The organism is Hyalangium gracile, assembly GCF_020103725.1.
In the GTDB taxonomy this organism is placed as follows: Bacteria; Myxococcota; Myxococcia; order Myxococcales; family Myxococcaceae; genus Hyalangium; species Hyalangium gracile.
Genome location: NZ_JAHXBG010000004.1, coordinates 197,334 through 221,653 on the forward strand (window position 1 = coordinate 197,334; position 24,320 = coordinate 221,653).

General features: G+C 71.2%; 23 protein-coding genes. 12 read left to right on the forward strand and 11 right to left on the reverse strand.

The window, feature by feature from the left end:
- Positions 1–18 precede the first annotated feature (18 nt).
- The 4 genes from KY572_RS09710 to KY572_RS09725 form a co-directional block, all read right to left on the reverse strand.
- Positions 19–1,833 carry a serine/threonine-protein kinase gene (locus KY572_RS09710; RefSeq protein ID WP_224242263.1) on the reverse strand — a complete coding sequence of 605 codons (1,815 nt, stop codon included), beginning with the start codon at positions 1,831–1,833 and terminating at the stop codon, positions 19–21.
- Between the two features lie 115 nt (positions 1,834–1,948).
- Positions 1,949–2,530 (reverse strand): GAF domain-containing protein, encoded by a 582-nt coding sequence (locus KY572_RS09715; protein ID WP_224242264.1) that lies wholly within the window; start codon positions 2,528–2,530, stop codon positions 1,949–1,951.
- Between the two features lie 218 nt (positions 2,531–2,748).
- Entirely contained in the window at positions 2,749–2,952 is a 204-nt protein-coding gene (locus KY572_RS09720) for a hypothetical protein (RefSeq protein WP_224242265.1), read from the reverse strand.
- 313 nt (positions 2,953–3,265) lie between these two features.
- Positions 3,266–3,541, reverse strand: a complete 276-nt coding sequence (locus KY572_RS09725; RefSeq protein WP_224242266.1) for a hypothetical protein — start codon at positions 3,539–3,541, stop codon at positions 3,266–3,268.
- 224 nt (positions 3,542–3,765) lie between these two features.
- Between KY572_RS09725 and KY572_RS09730 the strand changes: the two genes are divergently transcribed.
- From KY572_RS09730 to KY572_RS09740, 3 genes are read left to right on the forward strand one after another with little or no spacing between them, the layout of a single operon-like run.
- On the forward strand, positions 3,766–4,218 hold the full coding sequence (locus tag KY572_RS09730; protein WP_224242267.1) for a hypothetical protein: 453 nt from the start codon (positions 3,766–3,768) through the stop codon (positions 4,216–4,218).
- Between the two features lie 7 nt (positions 4,219–4,225).
- Positions 4,226–5,638 carry a sensor histidine kinase gene (locus KY572_RS09735; RefSeq protein ID WP_224242268.1) on the forward strand — a complete coding sequence of 471 codons (1,413 nt, stop codon included), beginning with the start codon at positions 4,226–4,228 and terminating at the stop codon, positions 5,636–5,638.
- Complete coding sequence (locus KY572_RS09740; protein ID WP_224242269.1) at positions 5,635–6,975, forward strand: sigma-54-dependent transcriptional regulator; 1,341 nt, start codon at positions 5,635–5,637, stop codon at positions 6,973–6,975. The genes KY572_RS09735 and KY572_RS09740 overlap by 4 nt, the downstream gene beginning before the upstream one ends.
- An 8-nt stretch (positions 6,976–6,983) precedes the next feature.
- Here the strand turns inward: KY572_RS09740 and KY572_RS09745 are convergent, their stop codons facing one another.
- Positions 6,984–8,150 carry a sensor histidine kinase gene (locus KY572_RS09745; RefSeq protein WP_224242270.1) on the reverse strand — a complete coding sequence of 389 codons (1,167 nt, stop codon included), beginning with the start codon at positions 8,148–8,150 and terminating at the stop codon, positions 6,984–6,986.
- Positions 8,151–8,239: 89 nt separating this feature from the next.
- Here KY572_RS09745 and KY572_RS09750 point away from each other — a divergent pair, with 89 nt between their 5' ends.
- Genes KY572_RS09750 through KY572_RS09765 form a run of 4 tightly spaced genes read left to right on the forward strand, consistent with a single transcriptional unit; the run spans position 8,240 to position 10,971 of the window.
- Positions 8,240–9,169: a protoglobin domain-containing protein gene (locus KY572_RS09750; RefSeq protein WP_224242271.1), complete on the forward strand. Its 930-nt coding sequence runs from the start codon at positions 8,240–8,242 to the stop codon at positions 9,167–9,169.
- Positions 9,169–9,546 (forward strand): STAS domain-containing protein, encoded by a 378-nt coding sequence (locus KY572_RS09755; RefSeq protein WP_224242272.1) that lies wholly within the window; start codon positions 9,169–9,171, stop codon positions 9,544–9,546. Before KY572_RS09750 ends, KY572_RS09755 begins: the two co-directional genes overlap by 1 nt.
- Positions 9,547–9,553: 7 nt before the next feature.
- The gene (locus KY572_RS09760; protein ID WP_224242273.1) at positions 9,554–9,970 is read left to right on the forward strand and encodes an anti-sigma regulatory factor; all 417 of its coding nucleotides are present in this window, start codon (positions 9,554–9,556) and stop codon (positions 9,968–9,970) included.
- Positions 9,955–10,971, forward strand: coding sequence for a SpoIIE family protein phosphatase (locus KY572_RS09765; protein WP_224242274.1), 1,017 nt, complete (start codon positions 9,955–9,957; stop codon positions 10,969–10,971). The genes KY572_RS09760 and KY572_RS09765 overlap by 16 nt, the downstream gene beginning before the upstream one ends.
- Positions 10,972–11,153: 182 nt before the next feature.
- Here the strand turns inward: KY572_RS09765 and KY572_RS09770 are convergent, their stop codons facing one another.
- Positions 11,154–12,806 (reverse strand): HEAT repeat domain-containing protein, encoded by a 1,653-nt coding sequence (locus tag KY572_RS09770; RefSeq protein WP_224242275.1) that lies wholly within the window; start codon positions 12,804–12,806, stop codon positions 11,154–11,156.
- An 82-nt stretch (positions 12,807–12,888) separates the two neighbouring features.
- On the opposite strand from KY572_RS09770, the gene KY572_RS09775 reads away from it, so the two are divergent.
- The 3 genes from KY572_RS09775 to KY572_RS09785 all read left to right on the forward strand — a co-directional run bounded on the left by KY572_RS09775 (position 12,889) and on the right by KY572_RS09785 (position 15,976).
- Positions 12,889–13,569: a lysoplasmalogenase gene (locus tag KY572_RS09775; protein ID WP_224242276.1), complete on the forward strand. Its 681-nt coding sequence runs from the start codon at positions 12,889–12,891 to the stop codon at positions 13,567–13,569.
- A gap of 40 nt (positions 13,570–13,609) precedes the next feature.
- The gene (gene gor, locus KY572_RS09780; RefSeq protein ID WP_224242277.1) at positions 13,610–15,016 is read left to right on the forward strand and encodes a glutathione-disulfide reductase; all 1,407 of its coding nucleotides are present in this window, start codon (positions 13,610–13,612) and stop codon (positions 15,014–15,016) included.
- 66 nt (positions 15,017–15,082) lie between these two features.
- Positions 15,083–15,976: a 1,4-dihydroxy-2-naphthoyl-CoA synthase gene (locus KY572_RS09785; protein ID WP_224242278.1), complete on the forward strand. Its 894-nt coding sequence runs from the start codon at positions 15,083–15,085 to the stop codon at positions 15,974–15,976.
- Positions 15,977–15,992: 16 nt separating this feature from the next.
- Here KY572_RS09785 and KY572_RS09790 read toward each other — a convergent pair whose 3' ends face one another.
- The 5 genes from KY572_RS09790 to KY572_RS09810 are packed head-to-tail and all read right to left on the reverse strand — an operon-like array spanning position 15,993 to position 21,022.
- Entirely contained in the window at positions 15,993–17,129 is a 1,137-nt protein-coding gene (locus KY572_RS09790) for an ABC transporter permease (protein ID WP_224242279.1), read from the reverse strand.
- Between the two features lie 16 nt (positions 17,130–17,145).
- A complete protein-coding gene (locus tag KY572_RS09795) occupies positions 17,146–18,282 on the reverse strand; it encodes an ABC transporter permease (RefSeq protein ID WP_224242280.1) in 1,137 nt (378 codons plus the stop codon).
- Between the two features lie 6 nt (positions 18,283–18,288).
- The gene (locus tag KY572_RS09800) at positions 18,289–19,221 is read right to left on the reverse strand and encodes an ABC transporter ATP-binding protein (RefSeq protein ID WP_224242281.1); all 933 of its coding nucleotides are present in this window, start codon (positions 19,219–19,221) and stop codon (positions 18,289–18,291) included.
- On the reverse strand, positions 19,218–19,964 hold the full coding sequence (locus tag KY572_RS09805) for an ABC transporter ATP-binding protein (RefSeq protein ID WP_224242282.1): 747 nt from the start codon (positions 19,962–19,964) through the stop codon (positions 19,218–19,220). Before KY572_RS09805 ends, KY572_RS09800 begins: the two co-directional genes overlap by 4 nt.
- On the reverse strand, positions 19,961–21,022 hold the full coding sequence (locus KY572_RS09810; protein ID WP_224242283.1) for an HlyD family secretion protein: 1,062 nt from the start codon (positions 21,020–21,022) through the stop codon (positions 19,961–19,963). Before KY572_RS09810 ends, KY572_RS09805 begins: the two co-directional genes overlap by 4 nt.
- A gap of 504 nt (positions 21,023–21,526) precedes the next feature.
- Between KY572_RS09810 and KY572_RS09815 the strand changes: the two genes are divergently transcribed.
- Together KY572_RS09815 and KY572_RS09820 are read left to right on the forward strand one after the other, a co-directional pair.
- Positions 21,527–22,861 (forward strand): sensor histidine kinase, encoded by a 1,335-nt coding sequence (locus tag KY572_RS09815; RefSeq protein WP_224242284.1) that lies wholly within the window; start codon positions 21,527–21,529, stop codon positions 22,859–22,861.
- The gene (locus KY572_RS09820; RefSeq protein ID WP_224242285.1) at positions 22,854–24,305 is read left to right on the forward strand and encodes a sigma-54-dependent transcriptional regulator; all 1,452 of its coding nucleotides are present in this window, start codon (positions 22,854–22,856) and stop codon (positions 24,303–24,305) included. Before KY572_RS09815 ends, KY572_RS09820 begins: the two co-directional genes overlap by 8 nt.
- Positions 24,306–24,320 lie beyond the last annotated feature (15 nt).

Below are 24,320 nucleotides of genomic sequence, written 5' to 3' on the forward strand. Positions count from 1 at the left end.
TGTGTCCACCCCAGGCAACTACCGCCCCTTCTTCTTGGGAGGCGGGGCCTTGGCCGGCGGCTTCTTGGCGGGGGGTGGGGCCTTGGCCACGGGCTTGGGGGCGGCGGGGGGGCGGGGCGTCAGCTCCGCCACGGTGGAGGTGGTGGCGGTGGCCGGGGCCTGCTTCACGGAGTAGCTCAGGCCCTCCACGCGGCAGGTGCCCTCGATGCAGCCGACGGCGGAGCGGGGCACCTCGCCGAACTGCTTCTGCCAGTCGCGGCCGATGATGAGCGGCTCGCCGACGGCGCGCCGGTCCTTGCCCGTGCCCACGAAGGCGCGCAGCACGCCTTCGGCGTCCACCTCCATCTCCAGGTGGGCGACGCCGGTGGGCGAGGCCTGGCCCAGCATGGTGCCGCGGCGCTCGCCGAGCGCCCACTCCAGCCGCAGCGGCGCGCCGGAGCCCTCCTGGATGAAGGCCACATAGCGCCCCGTGGAGCCCACGAGCATGAGGGCCACCTGAGGATCCGGCGGAGGCCCGTAGAGCACGGTGTGCAGCCGCGCGGTGGGCGTGAGCGGACTGCCGTCGGCGAGCACGTCCGCCTTGAGCAGGGCGATGTCGCCCTCCATGTCCACCACGTCCGCCACGGCCCGGCCCACGCGGGACTGGTTGCTCATCTCCAGGCCGGGGAACACCAGCGCCTTGCCCTCGGTGGTCACCGGCCGGCCGGTCGTCAGGAAGGAGACCGAATCCGGCCCCTCCCCCACCTCCAGGTACTTGCGCTCGGTGCCCTTGGCCAGCCGTCCGGGCAGGGTGCGCACCATGTCCGCCCCGAGCTCTCCGGTGAGGGCCGCTCCGGGCACCATCGGCGGGCGCTTCTCTCCGCTGCGCAGGTACGCCACCCCCAGCACGCCGAGGGCCGCCAGCACCACCAGCGTCATCACCACCTGGGCCACCGTGCGCACCACGCGGCGCGCGCCGACCTTGATGCGCTGCACGCGGGTGAGCGGCTGGGGCGGCTGGGAGGTGAGCACCGGAGCCAGGGGCTCCAGGTCCGCCATCAGCTCGGCGACGGTGGAGTAGCGGTCCGCGGGGTCCGGCTTGAGGCAGCGGGCGACGATGGCATCCAGCCGCGGATCGATGCCCGGCTTCGTCTTCGAGGGCGGATCAAACGTGCCCAGCGGCACCTCGCCCGTGAGCAGCTCGTAGAGGATGACGCCCAGCGAGAAGATGTCCGCGCGCTTGTCGGCGTTCTTGGCGTCCACCCGCTGCTCGGGCGCCATGTACGACAGCGTGCCCATGGAGACGTGGGTGCTGGTGAGGTTGAAGCGCGAGTTGGCGTCGTCCAGGAACGAGGCCAGCCCGAAGTCCGTCACCTTGGCGAGGCCTCCGGCCTGGTGATCGAAGAGGATGTTCTCCGGCTTCAGGTCGCGGTGGATGACGCCGCGGTTGTGCGCGTACTCCACGCCCCGGCAGATCTCCATCATCATCCGCAGGGCTTCCTTGGGCGTCAGCAGGGGTGAGCGCACCTGCTCGCGCAGCGAGGGCCCGTCGATGAACTCCATCACCAGGTAATAGGTGGTGTCCGTCTTCCCCTTGTCGACGATGGCGACGATGTTGGGGTGCGAGAGGGCCGCCAGCGCCGCGGCCTCCTTCTCGAAGCGCGCCACGAAGGCGCCATCCTTGGCGAGCTCCGGGTTGAGCAGCTTCACCGCGACGGTGCGGCCCAGCGAGAGCTGGACGGCCTTGTGGACCTCGCCCATGCCGCCCATGCCGACGAGGTTCTCGAGGCGATAGCCGCTGATGGGATCAGGAATGCGCGGCCGACTGATGGCGGTGGTATCCAGGGATGACATGGGTGCTTTGAGAGGGGGCCCAGGGTAGCAGACCTCGGGGCGAGACGAACCCCCCAGGGTGTGAATCACCCCGTCCCTTCCGTCATACCTGGAATGCGGCCCGGTGAAACCCGGCTCAGCGGCCGGCGCCCAGCGCCATCATCTCGGCCAGCTGGGTGCGCGTCTGCGACAGCGAGGAGCGCATCTGCCGGTGGCGCAGCGCCGTGCCGAGCCCGCCTGCCAGGGCCTTGAGCAGGGTGGTCTCCTCGGCCGTCCACACGCGGGCGCGGCGGCAGTCCTCGATGCCGACAAAGCCCCACTTCTCCTTGCCCACCTGCAGGGGCGCCAGCAGCACCGACTGCGTCTTGTGGTCGGTGAGCAGCAGCTTCATCCGCACCGGCGCGGCGCTCGTCAGGCAGGAGACCGTCTGGCCCTGCAGCAGCGCCTCGGACCACAGCGGCGCCAGCTCGCGCAGGGAGATCTGCCGCATCGTCGGCGAGTCCGTGAGCGCCGTCAGCCCCGGCGAGCTCCAGGCGTAGCGGGCGTCGGCCACCATGCGGCCTTTGATGGGGAAAGGCTGGTGCTCGAAGATGGACACCCGGTCCACTCCCATCGCCGTGCCGACCTGGGCCAGCGCCGACGTCACCGTGGTGGGGGTGAAGCCCGTCTCCATCAGCAGCTTGGACGCTTCAGAGATCTTCGCGAACGCTTCGATCATCGGCGGCTCCGGGGGAGAGCGATTGGCCGGCTTGTGCAGGAAAATGACGTATCCTGTAATGACAGATTAAGCATGATTTCGGCTTTTCTGTCAAATCTCGATCTCGCTGTATTTCGAGTGGGCCGGTGTGGGAGCGCCTGCGGAGAAAAAAGACAAGGGGACGCCCTCCGGGTTCGGGAGGAGGACGCCCCCTTGCGGCTCCGAGAGGAGCGCGGGAACTACTTGGTCTCGGCCGCGGTCTTGGGGGCCTCGGCCTTCTTGCCGTCCTTGGCGTCGACCGGCTTCGCCTCGGCCGGCTTCGCCTCGGCCTGCTTGGTCTCGGCGGCGGCCGGCTTGGCCTCGGCGGGCTTGGCGGCCTTGGCCGGCTCGCTGGCGAAGGCGGTGGTGGCGACGAGGGCGACGGCGACCATGAGCTTCTTCATGACGGGTATCTCCAGGTACGGGGGAGTGGAACAGCGCGACAAGCGCCGTGTCCGTTGGGAGGCAAAGCACTCCCCGTGCCACGCGGAACCCCGCGATTTCTGGACTTCCTGCTCCAGGGCCTGGGGAGCTTCTCCTCAAGTGAGGCGTGGGCCTGGTGAAACCCTCCTCACGGCGTGTCGCTACGACTTCGGATGACACCCACCCCGGCTTCGTCGAGGGCTGAGCCGAGCCGCGCCGGGCCCGCAAAGCAACGAGGGCGCCCCCTGGACAGGAGACGCCCTCGCGCCGATTCGCCTGGAGGCGAAGTGAGAACTACTTGGCGCCCTCGGCAGGCTTCGCCTCGGCCTTCTTGGAGGACTTCTTGGTGCTGGTCTTCTTCTCGGTCTTGGTCTCCGTCTTGGTCTCGGCGGCCGGAGCGGCAGTCTCGGTCTTGGTCTCGGTCTTCGTCTCGGTGGTGGCCTTGCTGTCAGCGGCGGGGGCCGGCTGGGCGGCGGGGGCCGGCTGGGCGGCCGGGGCCGGCTGGGCGGCCGGGGCCTGGGCGAAGGCGGTGGTGGCGGCGAACACGGCGGCGACGATGAGCTTCTTCATGGTGGAATCTCCGTTTTCAGGCAGGGACGGCGCGAGGTGCGCCCGTGTGCACCTGGCGCTAGAGCACCCCGCGTGCCACGGCGGCTCGCTCGGAGCGCTCGGCTCCGCGCGCCCTCTGTCGGGGAGAAGATCCACATTTGGAATTCCAACGATGAGGATGTTCTCCCCAGGCCTACTCTGGCGGTCTTTGACGGCCCCCCCCTCGCTGCTGCAATGTGCGGGTCATGCGGTACCTCTTCATCGCTGCGGTGGCCGCGGTGTGCGGGCTGGGGTGCGCGACGGTGCCCCCTTCCGCGCCCCCGCTGATCCAGGCCCAGGTGCAGGAAGTGGAGACGTGGCAGCGCCGCTATGAGGAGGCGCGCGCGCGCTCCGAGGAGCTGGCCTGTCAGCTGGCGGCGGCGGAGGCGGCCCTCGAGGTGCGAGCGCTGGAGCGCGCCGAGTCCGAGCAGTCCGAGCAGCTCCTCAATGAGGAGCTGGTGCGCCTGCAGTCGGATCGCCACCTGCTGGAGGAGCACAACGCGCAGCTCCAGGTCCGGCAGCGCGAGCTGGCGCAGATGCACGAGCAGATGTCGGACGTGTGGTTCGAGTCGGCGCTGTCCCGGGCGCGGCGGCACAGCGCGCCGCCAGAGCAGCCGCCGGCCCCCAGCCAGGGCGGCGGGCAGGGGGCCTCGCCCTGAGCGCTTCGTGAACGCGCGCGCTCCCATCCGCGGCTACCGGGCCGGGTTCCTCTTCGCGGTGGCGCTCCTGTCCGCCGTGGCGGGCTTCACGCTGTGGACGGAGGTGCGGGCCGGCCAGCAGGTGGACGCGCTGGTGCGCCAGGCGCTGGAGCGCGCGAGCCTCATCGGCCGCATCCGCGTGGATGCGCTCTCGCTGGAGAGCGCCATCGAGGCCCACATCCGCGCCAAGGACGACGAGGGGCGCCAGGCGGCCAACGCGGTGATGGAGGACATCCTCGAGAGCATCCGCCGCTCCACCGAGGCCTACACGCGCAACCTGCCGCCGGGAGAGAAGGTGGAGTGGGAGCGCTTCAACGCCGCGTGCCAGACGCTGGCGGACCAGGTCCGCGCCGCCGCGGTGCTCTCCAACCGCAGCGAGGCGGAGCTCGCCCGGCACCACCTGTCGGACAGGGTGCGGCCGCTGGTGATGGAGGTGGACACGCTGGCCACGCGGCTGTCGCGGGAGAACGCGGACGAGGCGCAGGAGCTCGTCGGGCGCCTGGCCTCCATGCGGGTGCGGACCACGTCGCTGGGCGCGGGGGTGACGCTGGTGGCGGTGCTCATCTCGCTGCTGGTGGGCTGGCACATCACCTCGGTGCTGCGGCGGCAGGAGGACACCATCCAGCGGCAGCTCGAGGAGGTGAGCCGGGCCAACCAGGAGCTGGACGCGTTCACCCGCCGGGTGGCGCATGACTTGATGGGGCCGCTGGCGCCGCTCAAGGGCTACCTCACGCTCATCCGGCGCACGGGAGGCGTGAAGGACGCCGGCGCGCTGGAGATGCTGTCCCAGTGCGAGTCGAGCGCCGTGCGGATGGGCGAGCTCATCGAGGCGCTGCTGCGCTTCTGCCGCTCCGGCACGCGGGGCGAGCGGACGGTGGCGGAGCTGGACACGGCGGTGAGCACGGTGCTGCTGGAGCTGTCGCAGACGGCCGCCGCGCAGGGGGTGACGCTGGAGCGCGAGCTGGAGCCGGGCGTGCGGGTGGACTGCCCCAACCAGCTGCTGCAGGTGGTGGCGCGCAACCTGGTGTCCAACGCGGTGAAGTACACGGCGGGGCGGCCCTCGCCGCGCGTCTCCGTGCGGGTCTCCGGGGTGGGCAGTGAGGCCGTGCTTCGGGTGGAGGACAATGGTATCGGCATGAGCGCGGCCACGCGGGGCTCGCTCTTCCAGCCGTTCTTCCGCGCGCCCGAGGCGCGGAGCCTGCCGGGCCACGGGCTGGGGCTGGCCACCGCGAAGCGGCTGGTGGAGGCGCACGGGGGCACGCTGAGCGTGGACTCGCAGGAAGGGGTAGGGACGACGATGACGGTTCGCTTTCCGAAGGTAGCCGTGGCGGAGGCCGTGAGCGCCGAGGCGGCTCCGTCCGCGCGCCGGGTGGCGCCATGACGGCCGCGCGCATCCTCGCCGTGGACGATGACCCTCACGCGAGGGATCTGCTCCAGCGGCTGCTGGGCACGCTGGGCGAGGTGCTGGTGGCCTCCGACCCGAAGGGTGCCTCCGAGCGGCTGGCCGAGGAGGGGCCGTTCGACCTGGTGTTCACGGACATGGCGATGCCCAGCCCGGGTGACGGGTTGCAGGTGCTCCAGGCGGTGAAGGCGAAGCTGCCGGACACGCCGGTCATCGTGGTGACGGCGTTCGGGAACATCGAGGGCGCGCTGGACAGCATCCAGCAGGGGGCCTTCGACTACCTGGCCAAGCCCTTCGACGTGGACGCCATCCTGCGGGTGGCGCGGCGGGCGCTGGAGCAGAAGCGGCTGGTGGAGGAGAACCGCTCGCTGCGCAAGCAGGTGGAGCGCAGCTCGCTGGTGGGCCGCAGCCCGGCGCTGCTGGAGGTCTACAAGCAGGTGGCGCGGGCGGCGACGACGCAGGTGCCGGTGCTGATTACGGGCGAGACGGGCACGGGCAAGGAGATGGTGGCGCGCGCGCTGCACAAGCGCTCGCCGCGCGCCAGCGGGCCGTTCATCCCGGTGGACTGTGGCGCCATCGCCGAGACGCTGATGGAGAGCGAGCTGTTCGGGCACGCGCGAGGCTCCTTCACGGGGGCGACGGGGGCGCGGCGTGGCCTGTTCGAGGAGGCCAGCGGCGGCACGCTGTTCCTGGACGAGATTGGCGACGTGGGGCCCAAGGTGCAGTCGCAGCTGCTGCGCGTGCTGCAGGAGGGGGAGATCCGCCGGGTGGGGGAGAGCGCGCCGCTGAAGGTGGACGTGCGGGTGGTGGCGGCGACGAACAAGGACTTGAAGGACCGGGTGGCGGAGGGGCTGTTCCGCGAGGACCTGATGTACCGGCTGGACGTGGTGCACCTGCACCTGCCGCCGCTGCGCGAGCGCCGGGAGGACATTCCGGCGCTGGTGGAGCACTTCGCGGCGCTGCACGCGCGGGGCGGGGTGCGGCCGGTGGTGACGCCGGAGGCGATGTCTCGGCTGACGGCGTACGACTGGCCGGGCAACGTGCGGCAGCTGGAGAACGTGGTGGCGCGGGCGCTGGCGCTCAACGTGACGGGCGTGCTGGGGCCGCAGGACTTCCCGGAGCCCATCGGGGACGCGTCCAAGAAGGCCACGGGGCTGGCGGAGGACATGCCCAGCCTGGCGGAGCTGTCCCGCCGCTACGCGGCCCACGTGCTGCAACACGTGGGCGGCAACAAGAGCGAGGCGGCGCGGCTGCTCGAGGTGGACCGCAAGACGCTCTACAAGCTGCTGGAGACGCCCGAGCCGGAGGAGCGCTGAGCCTGGCGCTACGCCCGAGGGAAGCGCAGCGTGAAGGTGGTGCCCTTCCCGGGCTCGGAGTCCACCGTGATGGCGCCGCCGCTGCGCCGCACGAAGGTGTCCACCATGGCCAGCCCCAGGCCGGTGCCCTTGTCCCCCTTGGTGGTGAAGAAGGGCTCGAAGAGGTGCTGCTTCACCTCGGGGGGCATGCCCTGGCCGGTGTCGGCCACCTGCAGCCACCCGCCGTGCTCGGAGGTGCCCGTGCGCACGGTGATGGTGCCACCCTCCGCGGGCATCGCCTCCTGGGCGTTGACGACCAGGTTCACCAGCGCCGTCACCACCTCCGCGCCTCGGACGAGGGCGCGCACCGGGCCTCCATGCATCACCTCCAGGTGCACGCGGCTGTGCTCGCCCAGCCGGGGACGGCAGAGCGCCGCCGCCTCGTCCACCAGCACGTTCAGGTCCACCTCCTCCGTGCGCACCTCTCGGGACTGGTGCCCGAAGAGTCGCAGCCGCTCCACCGTCTCCACGCCGTGCTTCACCACCTGCTTCATCTGGCCGGCGAGCTCCACCACCTTCTCGGGGTTCTTCGCCAGGCGCTTCACGATGTCGATCTGGAGCGACAGCGGGTTGAAGATGTTGCGCAGGTCATGCGCGATGCCGGCGGACATCTCTCCCAGGGCGCGCAGCCGCTCGGTGCGCACCAGCAGCTCCCGCGTGGACTGCAGCTCCGCCATGCTGCGCTCCAGCGTCCTGCGGTGGAAGGCCTGGTCCAGCGCCACCGCCCCCAGGTCCGAGATGCCTCGCGCCATCAGCGGCCGGTAGTCGCTGAAGCCTCCCGGCTCGCGGAAGCAGAGCACCAGGACGCCATACAGGTTGGTGCTGCTCACCAGCGGCAGGGTCTTCACCTCCGCGTACCGCGAGCCGCAGGAGGAGTGGATCTGCAGCTCCATCTCCCGCCCGATCGTCTCCGTCGAGAACTGTCCGGAGCACGCCTCGGGCGGCATGTCCCGAGTGGCCGCGACCCGGAGGCCGTCTCCCTCCGCCACCTCCAGCACCATGGCTGCCTGGGCCCCCAGGTGGTCGACCGCCGTGTCGGCCAGCAGCCGAAGGATCTTCTCGGGGTCCTGCGCTTCGGAGATCAGCTGGGCGAAGCGCACGCAGGCGGTGATGACCTGGGCAACCGAATTCTCCATATGAGGCCATCATGACCATTTGGCGAAACTGAACAAGGCGCTTGTCCTGCGTTCCATCCGCTGCCTACCTTGGGCAGGCCGGGAGGGAGATGATGCTTTCCACACGGGAGTACATGAACAGGCTGGGCTTCACCGAGCAGGAGCTCGCCAGCCGCCGGGCCTATTTCCAGCTCGCCGACGAGGACCTCTCCCGCCTGGCGGCCCTGCGGCCCTTCGCCGAGCGCCACAATGACGCCGTGGTGGACGCCTTCTACCAGGAGCTGATCCTCAAGCACGCGGACAGCCGGCTCTTCTTCACGGACCAGGCCTCGCTCCAGCGGGCGGTCGCCGCGCAGAAGCGCTACTTCCTGGAGCTGTTCTCCGGCGCCTGCGACCTGGACTACCTGGAGAACCGCCTGAAGGTGGGCGCCACCCACCAGCGCATCGGCGTGGCGCCCAAGTGGTACCTGGGGGCCTACGCGCACTACCTGCGGCTCATCTCCACGCGGCTGCTGGCGGAAAAGGGCCACTCCGCGGAGACGCAGGGCCAGCTCCAGAGCATCCAGAAGATCATCTTCTTCGACATGGCGATCGCCATCGAGACGTACATCGCGGCGGGCATGGACGCGCTGGCGCGGCACCAGGCGGCCATCCGCGAGCTGTCCACGCCCGTCATCCAGGTGGCGGAGAAGGTGCTGCTGCTGCCGCTGATCGGCACCATCGACACCGCGCGGGCCATGCAGGTGATGGAGAGCGTGCTGATGCGCGTGGTGGACCGGCAGGCCCGCGTCCTCATCCTGGACATCGCGGGGGTGCCGGTGGTGGACACCCGGGTGGCCAACCACCTGCTTCAGACGACCGAGGCGGTGCGGCTGCTGGGGGCGGCCACCATCCTCACCGGCATCAGCCCCCAGGTGGCGCAGACGATGGTGCAGCTCGGCGTGGACCTGTCGGCGATGCACACGCGCGCCAACCTCGAGGAGGGGCTGGAGCTGGCGCTGGACCTGACGGGCCGGGTCATCCGGCCGAAGGAGAAGTGATGCAGTCAGGGCTCATTCCCATCCTCCGCATTGGCTCCACCCTGCTGGCCACCATCCAGACGGAGCTGCGGGACACGACCGCCCAGGCCTTCCAGCAGGACGTGCTCAAGGCCATCGAGAAGTCCCGGGCGCGGGGGCTCATCATCGACATCACCGGCCTGGACATGGTGGACACGTTCGTGGCGCGCATCCTCACGGACACCGGGCGCATGGCCCTGCTGATGGGGGCCCACACGGTGCTGTGCGGCATGCGGCCGGAGGTGGCCGCCACGCTGGTGCGGATGGGCTTCGTCATGCAGGGGGTGCACACGGCGCTGAACATCGACGACGGCATGGAGCTGCTGGCCAGGCTCCAGCGCGCCCAGGCGAAGGGGTGAGGACCGCATGCCCGTTCGTGTCCTCTCGACGCAGGAGATGAAGCTCGACAGCGAGGACGACGTGGTGCTCATCCGCCGCGCCGTGCGGGCGCTGGCGGATCGCCGCGGGTTCGACTCGTTTGCCTCCGCGGCCCTCACCACCGCCGTCACCGAGCTGGGCCGCAACGTCTGGGTGCATGCCCGGCGGGGCAAGGCCATCATCGAGGAGCTGGAGGACGCGCTGAAGCCGGGCCTGCGCGTGGAGTTCCGGGACGAGGGGCCAGGCATTCCCGACATCGACTGGGCCATGGCGGGCGGCAACAGCACCGCGTCGTCGCTGGGGCTGGGGCTGTCCGGGACGAAGCGCCTGGTGGATGAGTTCCACCTCCAGTCCGAGGTCGGACGAGGAACGACGGTCCGCATCACCAAATGGAAGCGCTTCTAAACCGCTGGCTGGAGGGGACCGACGCCGTCCTCACCCTGGACGAGGCCTCCATCTCGCAGGCCCGCGAGCGCGTGCGGGCGGTGGGGCGCGAGCAGGGGCTGGCCGGGCCCGAGGTGGAGCGGCTGGCCATCGTGGTGAGTGAGCTGGGGCACAACCAGCTCGCCCATGCCCACGGGGGAGCGATCGCGGTGCTGCCGGTGTCGCGTGGCGGCGTGGCGGGGGTGGAGGTGATCGCGGCGGACCGGGGCAAGGGCATCGCCGATCCGGTGGCGGCGCTGCGAGGCCCGGGCAGCGTGACGGGCTCGCTGGGCCAGGGGCTGGCGGGGGTGGTGCGGCAGGCGGACGAGGTGGACTTCGATGTGCGCTGGGGCGAGGGCACCTGCGTGCGCGCGCGCAAGTACGTCACGCCGCCCTCCTACCGCGCTGAGGTGGGGGTGATCGGCCGGGCGTACCCGGGCGAGCCCGTGAGCGGAGATCACGCCCTGTGGCAGTGGGGAGACAACGAGCTGGTGGTGGGCGTGGTGGACGGGCTGGGGCATGGGGTGGACGCGCACGAGGCGGCGGATCGGACCATCGAGCTGTTGCGCGCCCAGCCGCTGTTGTCCCCCGAGCTGCTGCTGCAGCGGTGCGACGCCGGACTGAAGGGGACGCGGGGCGCGGCCCTGGCCGTGGCCCGGCTGCAGCGAGGGAGCGGGGCGCTGGTGCATGCCTGCGTCGGGAACATCGCCACCCTGCTGTGCCGGCCCGGGCAGGTGGAGGCGCTGGCCTGCACTCCTGGGGTGCTCGGCATCGCGCAGCCGCGGCTGCGAATCCGCCGCTCCGAGGCCTCGCTCCGGCCCGGAGAGCTGCTGGTGATGCATTCCGATGGCCTGAACACGCGCACCACGGTGGAGGACGCGGTGCTCCTGCGGCGCCACCCGCTCGAGGTGGCCTACGAGCTGATGACCCGCTTCGGAAAGAACCACGACGACGCCCTGGTGCTGGTCGCGCGGTCGGGCTGAGGCGGGGATCAGGCAGGTCCGAGGAAGTCTCTTCAAGCCCACCCTCCTGCCGGACACTGGCCGAACTGGTCTGCTTGTCATACCAGTTCGGTACCGGTTCACTCACAGGGCGCCTCCCGGGCCAGGCCGTTCCCCTGGCACAGGCGCCTCCTTCCAGGGGGCAGGAAGTCCTTCGGCAGGACTCAGGGTGGGTACCTGCCCGTGCTCGGAGGCGGGGGTGGGCGTGCGAGGAGCTCCTTTCGGCGCTGGAGGACGTCCTTCACGGGATCCCACGTGCCACAGACCCAGGGCAGGACGTCGTCCACGATGGCCTTGCGGACCTCCCGGGCGGCCTCCTGCTCGGAGAGGCGGGGCGCTTCCTCGCTGGAGCCGAGGGCCATGGTGATGACGGACCGGCTGCCGAGCGCGCGGCAGGCGCTGAGCACGGTGGAGCCCAGGAAGCCTCCCTCCGCCGAGTGGAGCGGTTCAGCCCGGCTCTTCCACTCCGCGAGTTGCGCGTCGCTGGGGATGCAGAGGGTGGCGAAGGTGGTGGCCCACGAGGCCGAGAACGCGGAAGGTGCGCAGAGCTGGCTTGGGGTGAGGTCCGCCCGCTCGACGGCGATTCGAGCGCTCGTGTCGTTGGGATCGTTCAGCCAGTCCGCCACGAGCTGGAGGGCATCCCGGGGCGAGCCGTGCAGGGAGTACTCGGTCTCCCAGAGGTTCTCCACGCGCCGGGCCGCCGCCAGCGCGATGCGCACGCAGAGCTCGCGTCCGTACGGGAGGAAGCCCGCGGCCCAGCGAGAGAGCGCCTTGTCCGGAGGTTCGGTGGGCTCCAGGAGCGAGGGCTCCTCCAGGAGCCGGACGGCGCGCTCATCCCGGAGTTGCTCCGCGGTGGGCGCGGGCTTCTCGGCGAAGAGCTGTCCCCGGGCGATGCTGTCGACGGCGGTCATGAGGAAGCCCTCGGCGCGAGAGCCGGGCGGGAGGCGGCGCAGGGCGGGAAGGAGGGGCTCGGCCCTGACGCCGAGCTGCTCCACGAGCTGGAGGGCGCGGAGGGTGGCCAGCAGGCGCCGATCGTCCCGATCGGACTTCTCCACGAGGAGGAGTTCCTCCTGGAGGAACCCGAGGGCGCGCGGCGCGTCGAAGGCGAACAGGGCGGTGATGGCCTCGAGCCGGTTGGCGTCATCCAGGATGACCTGCTCCTCGATCGCCGTGCGCACCTCCGGGTCGGGCGCCGGGAGTCGGGCCAGGAGGTGGAGCACATGGCGGCGCACCCGCTTGTTCGGGTCGGTCAGCCGCTCGAGCGCCGCGCGGCGGAGCTCGGGAGGAAGAGGGGCGGCGAGCCTGGACAGGGCCTGCGCGGCGTCGGCGCGGACCTCCGGCTCGTTCCTGCTCTTCAGGCAGGAGAGCAGCTGGCGGACGGCGAGGGTGCTCGGGTGAACGGGGAACGTCGTCAGGGCGCGAAGCGTGAGGCGGCGCAGGGTGGTGCTGGGGACGGAGAGGGTCTCCAGGAGGGCGGGGATGGCGCAGGTGGGAAGCGGCTGGATCCGCGCCAGGGTCAGCACACAGTGGCCGCGGATCCAGATGTCGTGCTGGCTCCGGGTGGACAGGCGCTTCGTGCGCAGCGTCTCGACCAGGGCGGGGACGGCTGGGAGTCCGGCCTGGATCAACCGCTCCGCGGGCTCGGGAGCGGAGAAGTAATGGCCCAGAGGGTAGCTGCTGTACTCCGAGATCCACTCCCGGAAGGCCTTCCCCCCCACCTTCCAGCCCGTGCGCTGGAGGGCGCGGTCCAGCCGCCGCAGGGACTCGAGGTCGTCTGGTCGGGCCTTGCGCCTCAGGTGTTCGAGTTCATCGCTCATGGCCGGCCACCCTGACTCTAATCTCCCAGGGAACTGACCTGGGAGGCAGCGGGCCTGTGCACTTCCACCATAGGATGCGGGCATGGGCATGAGGCTGGATGGCAGGACCGGGTTTCTGGCGGGGGCAGGCATCCTGGGAGGCGTGCTCTTCCTGGTGGCGGTGGAGCTGGAGGCCTTCCATCTCCGGCTGGGGACCAAGGCCATCCCCATCGTCTGCCTGCTGCTGTGGATGTGGCCGCCGCGCGAGCGCTACGCGCGGCTGATCTGCGTGGGGCTCGTGCTCTCGCTGGTGGGAGACCTGCTGCTGGAGGTGGACTCGAGCCTGTTCCTGCCCGGCCTGGGAGCCTTCCTGTGCGCCCACGTCGCGTACGTGGCCGCCTACCTCATGGTGACCCGGGTCCCGAGCCTGACGCGGGGAGTGCCCTTCGCGCTCCTGGGCGTGGGCGCCACGGTGTTCCTCTGGCCCGGGCTGGGAGGGCTGGCGCTGCCGGTGACGGCCTATGTGGTCGTCATCTGCACGATGGCGTGGCGCTCCGCCGCCATGGTGGGAGCGGAGGGCCTCGCGCGGCGCGAGCAGTGGCTGGCGCTGGCGGGGGCGCTGATGTTCGCCGCGAGTGACGGGCTGCTCGCCATCAAGCTCTTCGTTCAGCCCGTGGCAGGCGGCAGCTACGCCATCATGCTGCTGTACTGGGCTGGACAGCTCTGCATCGCCCTCTCGGCGCGAGAGCCGACGGAGACAGCGCGCGCGCTTGTACCCGGCTAAGGTCCCCTCCCGGATTTCCGGGCTCGAAGGGAGCAGACCCATGCCTCAGTACGACTTCGATCTGTTCACGATTGGCGCGGGCTCGGGTGGCGTGGCCTCCAGCCGCCGGGCCGGCTCCCATGGCGCACGCGTGGCCATCTGCGAGTCGGATCGGGTGGGCGGCACCTGTGTCCTGCGCGGCTGCGTGCCCAAGAAGCTGCTCGTCTACGGCGCGCACTTCCGCCACGACTTCGAGGACTCGGTCGGCTTCGGCTGGTCCGTCCCCGAGCCCAAGCACGACTGGAAGAAGCTCCAGGCGGCCAAGGACAAGGAGCTGGACCGGCTCAACGGGGTGTACAAGCGGCTGCTGCGGGACTCGGGCGTGCAGCTCATCGAGGGGCACGGGCGCATCGTCGACCCTCACACGGTGCAGGTGGGTGAGCAGCGCTACACGGCGGCGCACATCCTGGTGTCCACGGGCTCGCATCCCTTCCTGCCCGAGCTGCCCGGCATCGAGCATGCCATCACGTCGGACGGCGCGCTGAGCCTGAAGGAGCTGCCGCGCAGGCTCATCATCGTGGGCGGGGGCTACATCGGCGTGGAGTTCGCCGGCATCTTCAACGCGCTGGGCGTCAAGGTGATGATCCTCATCCGTGGCGACACGGTGCTGCGCGGCTTCGATGACGACGTGCGCGCGTTCCTCACCCAGGAGATGCGCAAGAAGGGCATCGACATCCGCTCCGAGGTGTTCGTGCGCGACATCGAGAAGCGCTCGGACGGGACGCTGAGCGTGCTCACGCGGATGGGAGACACGCTCGAGGCGGACGCGGTGCTGTTCGCCACGGGCCGCGTCCCCAACACCCGAGGGCTGGGGCTGGAGGAGGTGGGCGTGAAGCTGGATGCGCGCGGAGCGGTGGTGGTGGACGAGGGCTCCCGCTCGTCCGTGGAGAACATCTATGCGGTGGGGGATGTGACGGACCGGCTCAACCTCACGCCGGTGGCCATCGCCGAGGGCCGGGCGCTGGCGGAGACGCTCTTCAACGACAACCCCATGCGGATGGACCACTCCGGGGTGCCGTCCGCGGTGTTCAGCCAGCCGCCGGTGGGCACGGTGGGGCTCACGGAGCTCGAGGCGTGCCAGCTGCACGGGGCCGTCGACGTGTACGTGTCCAGCTTCCGGCCCATGAAGCACACGCTGAGCGGCCGGGAGGAGCGCTCGATGATGAAGCTCATCGTCGAGCGGAAGAGCGGCAAGGTGCTGGGCTTCCACATGGTGGGGGCGGACGCGCCGGAGATCATCCAGGGGCTGGCGGTGGCGCTGAAGTGCGGCGTCACCAAGCAGCAGCTCGACTCCACGGTGGGCATCCACCCCACGGCCGCCGAGGAGTTCGTCACCATGCGTGACAGGCGCCCCGACCCCCAGACGAGCGCGACCGATGAGCTGGGCCGCGAGGCCGTGAAGAAGTGAGCCACGGAGCCGGGAGGCTGGTAGGGTCCGCGCCCCATCCAACCTCCTTTTCCTGAGAGGGACTCCATGGTCTCGGCCATCTTCAACCCGGCGCGCTGGAAGGCCGTCGACGGCTTCAACTTCAAGGACCTCACCTTCCACCGGGCGGTGGACCAGGGCACGGTGCGCATCGCCTTCAACCGGCCCGAGGTGCGCAATGCCTTCCGGCCGCGCACGGTGGACGAGCTGGCCACGGCGCTCGACGCCACCCGCTTCATGACGGACGTGGGCTGCGTGCTCATCACCGGCAACGGCCCGTCGCCCAAGGACGGCGGGTGGGCGTTCTGCTCGGGCGGGGACCAGCGCATCCGCGGCAAGGACGGCTACAAGTACGAGGGCGACGAGGGCAAGGTGGACCCCGCCCGCCTGGGGCGCCTGCACATCCTGGAGGTGCAGCGGCAGATCCGCTTCATGCCCAAGGTGGTCATCGCCGTGGTGCCGGGCTGGGCGGTGGGTGGCGGACACAGCCTGCACGTGGTCTGTGACTTGACGCTGGCGAGCAAGGAGCACGCCCTGTTCAAGCAGACGGATCCGGACGTGGCCAGCTTCGACAGCGGCTACGGGTCGGCGCTGCTGGCGCGGCAGGTGGGCCAGAAGCGCGCCCGGGAGGTCTTCTTCATCGGCCGCAACTACACGGCGGAGGAGGCCTTCCAGATGGGCATGGTGAACGCCGTGGTGCCGCACGCGCAGCTGGAGGAGTTCGCGCTCGAGTGGGCGGCGGAGATCAACACCAAGAGCCCCACGGCCATCAAGATGCTCAAGTACGGCTTCAACCTCCCGGATGACGGGCTGGTGGGCCAGCAGCTCTTCGCCGGCGAGGCCACGCGCCTGGCCTACGGCACCGAGGAGGCGCAGGAGGGCCGCGACGCCTTCGTGCAGAAGCGCAAGCGCAACTTCTCGCGCTTCCCGTGGACGTACTGAGGCCGCCCGGCCGTCCTCACGCCGCCGTCTTGTGGAAGCGGCGGGAGGCCACCGTGAGCACCGCCGCGCCAAAGAGGGCCAGGAGGAGGACCTGGGGCCACAGGTCCGAGAGGCTCGCGCCCTTGAGCAGCACGCCGCGCAGCACCTCGACGTAGAAGCGCACGGGGTTGAGCCAGGTGAGCCACGCCAGCCAGTCCGGCATGGCGCGCAGGGGCGTGAGCACGCCAGAGAGCAGGATGGCGGGTAGCAGGAAGAGGAAGCCGCCCACGAAGGCCTGCTGCTGGGTGCGGCTCAACGTGGCGATGAGCAGGCCTACCCCCAGCGTGGACATGATGTAGAGCAGCGTGGCACCCGCCACCAGCCCGAGGTTGCCTCGCAGCGGCACCTCGAACACCCAGGTGCCCACGGTGAGCGCGAGCCCCACGTCCACCAGCCCGATGAGCACGAACGGCGTCACCTTTCCCACCATCAAGATGCCTGGCTTGAGCGGCGTCACCTGGAGCTGCTCCAGCGTGCCGCTCTCCCGCTCGCGGGCCAGGCCCATGGCCATCGTCACCGTGGTGACGATGAGCAGCAGCATGGCCATGATGCCGGGAATCACATACACGGCCGTGGACAGCGTCGGGTTGTAGAGGACCCGGGGCACCAGCTCCAGCGCCTGTCGGGGTGGCGTCTCCCCGCGTGCCTGCGCCTGCTCCTGGAGGCGCTGCACGGCCCGCGCCGCCGCGTGCCGGGCCACCGCATCCACGGCGGTGGACGAGCGCACCGGATCCGAGCCATCCACCAGGGCCTGCACTTGAGCGCCCTCGCCGCGCAGCAGCTCCCTCTGGAAGTCCGGGGGGAACACCAGCGCCACCGCGGCGTCGCCTTGTACCAGCAGCTCCTCGGCGGCGCGCTCGTCCGCCGGCTCCGCCTTCAGCTCCAGCGTGTCGCTGGCGAGCAGACCGCGCGCGTGAGCCAGGCTCTCCTGGCTGCGGTCCCGGTCCACCACGGCGGTGGGCACATGGCGCACGTCGAAGTTGACGGCGAAGCCCAGGACGAACAGCTGCACCAGCGGCGCGAAGGTGAGCAGGGCCAGCACGCGCTTGTCGCGCACCGTCTGCCTCACCTCCTTCACCACCACGGCGCGGTACTGCACGAGGAGCGGGTGCATGCGGACGGTCCTCCTCTCAGTCCAGCCGGCGCTGGAAGCGCGCCATGGCGGCCATCAGCACCAGCGCCGCGAAGAGGGTGAGCGCCACGAGCTGGGGCCACAGCTCGGGGAAGCCATTGCCGCGCAGCAGCACCCCGCGCAGCGTGCCCACGAAGTAGCGCGCGGGGATGATCGTGCTGAGCAGGCGCAGCGGCAGCGGCAGGTTCTCGATGGGGAAGATGAAGCCCGACAGCAGCATGGAGGGCAGCACGGACGTCATCGTCGCCATCTGCGTGGCCACCACCTGGTTGCGTGTCACCACGGAGATGAGCAGCCCCTGGCCCAGCATGCCGATGAGGAACAGCAGCGCCCCGAGCCCCAGCACCACCAGGCTGCCGCGCACTGGCACGTCGAACACCCAGGCGCCCACGGTGAGGACGAGCAGCACCTGCAGGATGCCGATGCCCAGGTAGGGCAGCAGCTTGCCCACGACGATCTCCATGCGCCCCACGGGCGTGGCGAACAGCTGCTCCATGGAGCCGCGCTCCCACTCGCGCGCCACGGTGAGCGCGGTGATGAGCACGGCGACGATGGCGAGCAGGTACGACGCCAGTCCGGGCACCAGGTACAGCGCCGAGCGTCCCGTCGGGTTGAAGAGCGTGCGGACGCGCACCTCCAGCGGCGGCGCCGGCAGGGACATTCCCGGAGGGGCGAACCGCTGGGAGGCGGCCTGCACCAGGGCCTGGGCCTTGGCGAGCGCCTGCGTGGCGGTGTTGCCGTCCGCGCCATCCACCAGCAGCTGCACCCGGGCTTCGCCGCGAGCGATGTCCCGCGAGAACCCACGAGGCACCACCAGCACCGCCACCGCCTGTCCGCGCCGCAGCTCTCGGAGCGCTTCCTCGGGAGCGGCGCCCTCATGGACGGGGGTGAACTCGCCGGCCGCGGTGAAGTGGCGAACCAGCTCTCGCGAGGCCGTGCTCCGGTCCTGGTCCACCACCGCCAGCTCCAGGTGGTCCACATCGAAGCTGATGCCGAAGCCGAAGAGCACCAGCATCAGCACCGGCATGGCCAGCGCCAGGTACAGCGTGCGGATGTCCCGGCGGATGTGCTGCACCTCCTTGCCCGCCATGGCGAGGGTGCGGCCCAGGGTGCGTCGGAGGGCGGAGGAGGCCATGGCGCGTCACTCCTTCCGGCCCGCGGCCGACGTGAGGGCCAGGAAGACGTCATCGAGCGTGGGCGCGGCCTCTTCCAGCTCCAGCGGCTCCACGCCTCGGGCACGCAGCAGGTCCGCGAGTGCCTCCGCGGACAGGCGCTCCGGGTCCACACGCACGCTGGCTCCGGCTCCGAAGCGGCTCACGTCCAGCACGCCCGGCGTGCTCTTCAAGTCATCGAGCGCCCGGGACAGTCCGGGGCCGCGCACCTCCAGCACCCGCCCCGGAGCATGCGTGCGCTTGAGGCCCTCGGGCGTGTCCAGCGCCACCAGCCGCCCGTCCACCATGATGCCGATGCGCGCGCAGTACTCGGCCTCATCCATATAGTGGGTGGTGACGAAGACGGTGGTGCCCTGGGCGGACAGCTCGCGGATGAGCTGCCAGAAGCCGCGCCGCTGCAGCGGATCCACTCCGGCGGTGGGCTCGTCCAGGAAGACGATGCGGGGGCGGTGCATCACGGCGCTCGCCAGCGCCACGCGCTGCTGGATGCCTCCGGGCAGCCTTCCCGTCACCTCGTCCTGCACGGAGCTCAGCTGCATGCGCTCCAGCATCTCGTCGATGCGCGCGTGCAGGGCAGCTCCGTGAGAGCCGTAGGCCGAGGCGAAGAACTCCAGGTTTGCCCGCACCGTCAGGTCCAGGTAGAGCGAGAAGCGCTGGGACATGTAGCCGATGCCGGCCTTGACGCGCTCCGGCTCTCGCCCCACGTCGAAGCCCGCCACCCGCGCGTGCCCTCCCGAGGGCTTCAGCAGCCCGCAGAGCATCCGGATGGTGGTGGACTTGCCGGCGCCATTGGCTCCCAGGTAGCCGAAGATCTCCCCCGCCCCCACGGAGAAGCTCACGTCGTCCACCGCCGTGAAGCCACCGAAGCGGCGCGTCAGGTGCTCGACCTCGATGGCGCTCATGCGGCCCTCCCTCGGATGAGCTCGAGGAACACCGCCTCGAAGTTGCCCGGCGCCACGCCCTGCGCCCGGGCCAGCTCGCGCGGCGCGCCCTCGGCGATCACCTCGCCCGCGTACAGGAGCCCCACCCGGTGGCAGCGCGCCGCCTCGTCCATGTAGGGAGTGGACACCACCAGCGTCATGCCCTCGTGCACCAGCCCGTACAGCAGCTCCCACAGCTCGCGGCGGCTCACCGGATCCACGCCGTTGGTGGGCTCGTCCAGCAGCAGCACGCGCGGCCGGTGAAGCAGCGCGCACGCCAGCGCCAGCTTCTTGTACATGCCTCCGGAGAGCGCGTCCGCGCGCCTGTCCGTGAAGCGCTCCAGCCGGGTGATGGAGAGCAGGCGCTCCCGCCGCGCCTCGAAGTCCGCGCGGGCCAGCCCGAACAGCCGCGCGAAGAAGCGCAGGTTCTCGTCCACGCTCAGATCGCCGTAGAGGCTGTTGCGCTGGGGCACCAGCCCGAGCTGCTCGCGCACCGGGCTGCGCGGGTGCGCCGGATCCTCTCCGAGCACCCGCACCTGGCCCTCGTCCGGGCGCATCAGCCCCGACAGCATGCGGATGGCCGTCGTCTTCCCCGCGCCGTCCGGGCCTACCAGGCCGTAGACCTCGCCGGAGCGCACCGCCAGGCACACGCCTCGCAGGGCCTGGGTGGCGCCGAAGGAGCGGCGCACGCCGGACAGCTCCAGGTCCACGGCGTGCGCGCTCATGGCCGTCGCTCCGCCACCGCGCCGGCGCGCGGCGAGAGGGTGATGTCCACGGGCATGCCCGGCAGCAGCAGCCCGTCGGGATCCTCGATGCGGACCTCCACCGGATAGACGAGCCGGTCGCGGTCGCTCCGGGTCTGCACGTTGCGAGGCGTGAACTCCGCCACGGTCGCCACGGTGACCACGCGGGCCTGGAAGCTGCGATCGGGATACGCGTCCGCGCGGACGATGGCGGGCTCCCCGGGACGCACGGCGGCCAGCTCCGCGTTCGGCAGATAGAAGGTGGCGCGCGAGTTCCGCGTATCCACCAGCCGCGCGAGCACCGCGCCGGGCATGGCCAGCTCCCCCACCTCCAGCACCAGCGTCTCCACCGTGCCCGCCAGGGGCGCGTGCAGCTCGCACTCGGCGACGGACAGGCGCGCGCGGCGCACCGTGGCCTCGGTGGCCTGGACGGCCTGGGTGGCGGCGGAGGCCTGCTCGCGGCTGGCGCGCTCCTGCTCGGCGGCGGCTCGCGCCTGACGGCTGGCGGCGGTGCTCGTGTGCTGGGAGGCGGCGAGCTGCTGGCTCAGGGCATCCGCCTGGGCGCGCGCCTGGTCTCTCGTGGCCACGGCGACGGCCTCTCCCATCTGCTCCATGCGCGCGGCCTGCCGGGAGGCGAGCCCCTGCTGCGCGGCGAGCGACTCGAGCTGCGCCTGGGTGCCGCTGGCCTGCGCCGTGGCGGCCTCACTGGCGCGCAGGGAGGCGAGGGCGGCGGCATCCGCGGCGTGAGCCTGGGCGCGCGCCATGGCCAGCCGGGCCTCGGCCTCGGCGAGCAGGGCCTCGGGCTCGGTGCAGTCCAGGGTGGCCAGGAGCGCGCCCTTCTCCACGCGGGCTCCCTCCTTCACGTGCAGGGCGAGCACCCGCGCGTTGAGCCGCGAGCGCACGTCCACGGCGGTGCCCTCCACCACGCCCGAGCCGCCCGGCGGGCCTTCCGCCGCTCGGCGATCGCGCACCAGCCGCAGTCCCAGCAAGGTGCCCAGCACGACCACCAGGGCGATGAACAGCACGACGACGCGGCGCATGCTCCCTCCTCGAGCCGCCGCGGACCGCGCGGCGTCCCAAGGCGAGAGACAGCAAGGCACATGCCGTAGGTGCGCTCCGAAGGCACCTGGGAAGACCCTGTCGGGAGCCCGCGCGTCCCCCTGCCGGGAATCCGGCACCCCCTGTTCGAGATCCCGGCGGTCGCCACCTCTCCATCGAGCGGAGAGCCCTGGCACCCCCCTTGCTCTCGGAGGCTGAGGCGCATGTGCGCTCCAGAAGGCCCGAGGCCCCATGATCAGCCTGCTCCTGTTCCTCTATGCACCGCTCCGCGCACCCCGAAAGGCGCGGCCGCACCCGAGCCGTCCCGCGAGGCAGCGCCCCGAGCTCCGGCTGGTCGAGCCGTCCGAGCCGACAGAGCCGAGCTCCCGCTCGGGTGCCAGGGCCTCCCGGAAGCGTCGCAAAGCGGGAAGCTCGGCGCCGCTCGCCATTGTCGGAGGCCGCGCTGGCATGCCATGAACCGTGGCTGGCGGAGAGCGGAGGCTGTCGTGTACACGCAGGTACTGCGCAACTTCGATGACATCCAGCTCAAGCACCTGGGGCGGACGTTCGGCCGAATGGTGCGCATACGCCTGCGAATTGGTGTCGGGCTGGCGGTGGTGGCGACGGTGGCGACCCTGCTGGACCCCGCGCCCTGGCGGCTGGTGTGGCTGGGCGTGACGGTGCTCGGTGCCGGCGCGTTCATCCTCTACGAGGAGCGTCGGTTCGCCCGCGAGGGGTTCACGGCCCGGAGCCTTCCGATCAACCTCTGGGTGGCCCTGCTCATGGAGCAGAGCCTGCTGCTGGGCACGGGAGGGATCAGCAGTCCGCTCCTCCCCACGCTCCTGGCCATCACCTTCGTTGGCAGCGTGGCCGCCCAGCCCCGGCAGCGATGGCGGTTGCTGGCGGCGGCGCTCGGCGCGCTCACGGCGATGTCCGTGGCCCAGCTCTCCGGGTGGCTCCCGGGACTGCCGCTGCGCTACCTCGGCTCGGCTCCGCCCGCCCTGGTCGCCACCTGCGCGACGGTGATGGGGCTGCTGTGCATCGCGGCCACCGTCGTGGGAGGCGTGCTGCGCCGGACCTTCGACAACATGCTCGCGGAGGCCCTGGCGCACCGGGATGAGCTGCTGTCCACCCACCGGGCCCACGCGCGGGAGCTGGAGGCGCTGTCCGGCGAGATCGCCCACGAGCTGAAGAACCCGCTGGCCACGGTGAAGGGGCTCACCCAGCTCATGGCGCGCGAGGCCGGCCGTCCCCAGTCGGTCGAGCGGCTCCAGGTCCTCTCGGGGGAGGTGGCGCGCATGCAGGGCATCCTCGAGGAGTTCCTCAACTTCTCCCGGCCCCTGGTGCCGCTCTCGGTGAGCGCGGTGGACCTGGGGGCGCTGTGCGACGAGGCGCTGGTGCTCCACGAGGGCCTGGCGGGCGAGCGCGGCGTGCGGCTGGAGCGGCGGGGCTCGGCGCAGGTGAGCGCGGCGTGTGATCCGCGCAAGGTGAGGCAGGTGCTCATGAACCTCCTGCACAACGCCATCGAGGCCAGTCCCCCGGGGGGCCAGGTGACGGTGACGGTGGAGCCCACGCCCGCAGGGGATGCGCGGGTGCGGGTGCGGGACGAGGGGCCGGGGCTCGCGCCGGAGGTGGAGGGGCGCGCCTTCGAGGCGGGAGTCACCACCAAGGCTCGGGGCTCGGGGCTGGGGCTGACGGTGGCGCGGGCGCTGGCGCGGCAGCACGGCGGCGAGGTGACGCTGACCAACGGGACACCGGGCGGGTGCGTGGCGGAGCTGCTGCTCCCGCGCGAGCTGCCCGCGGGCGCGCTGGGGCCCGTGCGCGAGGTGGCCCATGGCTAAAGGAACTCCGGAGAGTCCCCGCCCTCGGGTGCTGGTCGTGGATGACGACGCGGGAGTGCGCTACACGCTGCGAGAGACGCTGGCGACGCTGCCGGGAGTCGAGGTGGACGAGGCCGCGGACGGCACGGTGGCCCTGGAGCGGCTGGCGGCGCACTCGTGCGATCTGGTGATCACCGACCTGCGCATGCCGAGGATGGATGGCCTGGAGCTGGTGCGTCGGCTGCAGGGGCTGCCCCATCCGCCGCGGGTCATCGTCATCACCGCGCACGGCTCCGAGCGCTTCGCGGTGGAGGCGATGAAGGCGGGAGCGTACGACTACTTCCGCAAGCCCTTCGACGTGGACGAGCTCTTGGCGGTGGTGGGCCGGGCGCTGGAGACGGTCCGTCTGCGGCGGGACAACGAGCGGCTGGCGGGAGAGCTGAACCTGTCGCGCTCGATGGTGTTCGCGTCGGAGGCGATGAGCCGGCTGGCGCAGCTCGTCCAGCGGGCGGGGCCCAGGGACGTCACGGTGCTCATTACCGGAGAGAGCGGCACCGGCAAGGAGCGGGTGGCGGAGGCGCTGGTGAGGGCCTCGCCTCGAGCGGGCCGGCCATACCTGCGCTTCAACTGCGCCGCGCTCACGCACGAGCTGGCGGAGGCGGAGCTGTTCGGCCACGCGCGGGGCGCGTTCACCGGGGCGCACAAGGACCGGCTGGGGCTGTTCCGAGAGGCGGACGGCGGCACGCTGCTGCTGGACGAGGTGGGCGAGCTGGCCCCTCCGCTCCAGGCCAAGCTGCTGCGAGTGCTCCAGGAGGGCGAGGTGCGGCCGGTGGGGGAGGACCGGGCCATCAAGGTCGATGTGCGCATCATCGCCGCCACGCACCGGGACCTGCGCAAGCTGGCCGCGGAGGGCAGGTTCCGAGAGGACCTTTACTACCGGTTGAATGTGGTGCACCTGCGCGTGCCCTCGCTGCGAGAGCGTCCGGAGGACATCCCGGTGCTGGCGCGCATGTTCCTGGATCGCTTCAGTGACCGGTTTCACACGGGGCCGCTGAAGGTGCCCGCGGGCTTCCACGAGCGGCTGCTCGCCTGGCCCTGGCCGGGGAACGTGCGTGAGCTGGAGAACACCCTGGAGAGCCTGGTGGCGCTCTCCAACGAGGGAGAGCTGGAGCTGAGCCTGATCCCAGGCTCTGAATCTTCCACGCCGGCTGCGGGGACGGCGGTGGTGGTGGGCAGCCCGGAGGACCCTGGTCGCGAGCCAACGGCCTCGGCGAGCCTGGGGCTCAAGGAGCGGGTGGAGGCCTACGAGCGAGGTCTCATCCTGGACGCGATGCGTCTGGCCGGGGGGAACCGGAGCGAGGCGGCCCGGCGGCTGGGGATCGGCCGCGCGACGCTGCACGACAAGCTCCGCAAGTATGGGATGGACGTGGCAGCTTCCTCGGGGGAAGGGGGATCCACGGGGTAAGCTGCGGATCTACTG

What these genes read in the sequence shown, in the direction of transcription:
- KY572_RS09745 (WP_224242270.1), bottom strand. Translation starts at nt 8,150, where the DNA reads ATGGAGAATTCGGTTGCCCAGGTCATCACCGCCTGCGTGCGCTTCGCC.
- KY572_RS09710 (WP_224242263.1), bottom strand. Translation starts at nt 1,833, where the DNA reads ATGTCATCCCTGGATACCACCGCCATCAGTCGGCCGCGCATTCCTGAT.
- KY572_RS09755 (WP_224242272.1), top strand. Translation starts at nt 9,169, where the DNA reads ATGCAGTCAGGGCTCATTCCCATCCTCCGCATTGGCTCCACCCTGCTG.
- KY572_RS09760 (WP_224242273.1), top strand. Translation starts at nt 9,554, where the DNA reads ATGCCCGTTCGTGTCCTCTCGACGCAGGAGATGAAGCTCGACAGCGAG.
- KY572_RS09725 (WP_224242266.1), bottom strand. Translation starts at nt 3,541, where the DNA reads ATGAAGAAGCTCATCGTCGCCGCCGTGTTCGCCGCCACCACCGCCTTC.
- KY572_RS09775 (WP_224242276.1), top strand. Translation starts at nt 12,889, where the DNA reads ATGGGCATGAGGCTGGATGGCAGGACCGGGTTTCTGGCGGGGGCAGGC.
- KY572_RS09750 (WP_224242271.1), top strand. Translation starts at nt 8,240, where the DNA reads ATGATGCTTTCCACACGGGAGTACATGAACAGGCTGGGCTTCACCGAG.
- KY572_RS09770 (WP_224242275.1), bottom strand. Translation starts at nt 12,806, where the DNA reads ATGAGCGATGAACTCGAACACCTGAGGCGCAAGGCCCGACCAGACGAC.
- KY572_RS09785 (WP_224242278.1), top strand. Translation starts at nt 15,083, where the DNA reads ATGGTCTCGGCCATCTTCAACCCGGCGCGCTGGAAGGCCGTCGACGGC.
- KY572_RS09790 (WP_224242279.1), bottom strand. Translation starts at nt 17,129, where the DNA reads ATGCACCCGCTCCTCGTGCAGTACCGCGCCGTGGTGGTGAAGGAGGTG.
- KY572_RS09715 (WP_224242264.1), bottom strand. Translation starts at nt 2,530, where the DNA reads ATGATCGAAGCGTTCGCGAAGATCTCTGAAGCGTCCAAGCTGCTGATG.
- KY572_RS09740 (WP_224242269.1), top strand. Translation starts at nt 5,635, where the DNA reads ATGACGGCCGCGCGCATCCTCGCCGTGGACGATGACCCTCACGCGAGG.
- KY572_RS09730 (WP_224242267.1), top strand. Translation starts at nt 3,766, where the DNA reads ATGCGGTACCTCTTCATCGCTGCGGTGGCCGCGGTGTGCGGGCTGGGG.
- KY572_RS09795 (WP_224242280.1), bottom strand. Translation starts at nt 18,282, where the DNA reads ATGGCCTCCTCCGCCCTCCGACGCACCCTGGGCCGCACCCTCGCCATG.
- KY572_RS09765 (WP_224242274.1), top strand. Translation starts at nt 9,955, where the DNA reads ATGGAAGCGCTTCTAAACCGCTGGCTGGAGGGGACCGACGCCGTCCTC.
- KY572_RS09800 (WP_224242281.1), bottom strand. Translation starts at nt 19,221, where the DNA reads ATGAGCGCCATCGAGGTCGAGCACCTGACGCGCCGCTTCGGTGGCTTC.
- KY572_RS09810 (WP_224242283.1), bottom strand. Translation starts at nt 21,022, where the DNA reads ATGCGCCGCGTCGTCGTGCTGTTCATCGCCCTGGTGGTCGTGCTGGGC.
- KY572_RS09820 (WP_224242285.1), top strand. Translation starts at nt 22,854, where the DNA reads ATGGCTAAAGGAACTCCGGAGAGTCCCCGCCCTCGGGTGCTGGTCGTG.
- KY572_RS09805 (WP_224242282.1), bottom strand. Translation starts at nt 19,964, where the DNA reads ATGAGCGCGCACGCCGTGGACCTGGAGCTGTCCGGCGTGCGCCGCTCC.
- KY572_RS09720 (WP_224242265.1), bottom strand. Translation starts at nt 2,952, where the DNA reads ATGAAGAAGCTCATGGTCGCCGTCGCCCTCGTCGCCACCACCGCCTTC.
- gor (WP_224242277.1), top strand. Translation starts at nt 13,610, where the DNA reads ATGCCTCAGTACGACTTCGATCTGTTCACGATTGGCGCGGGCTCGGGT.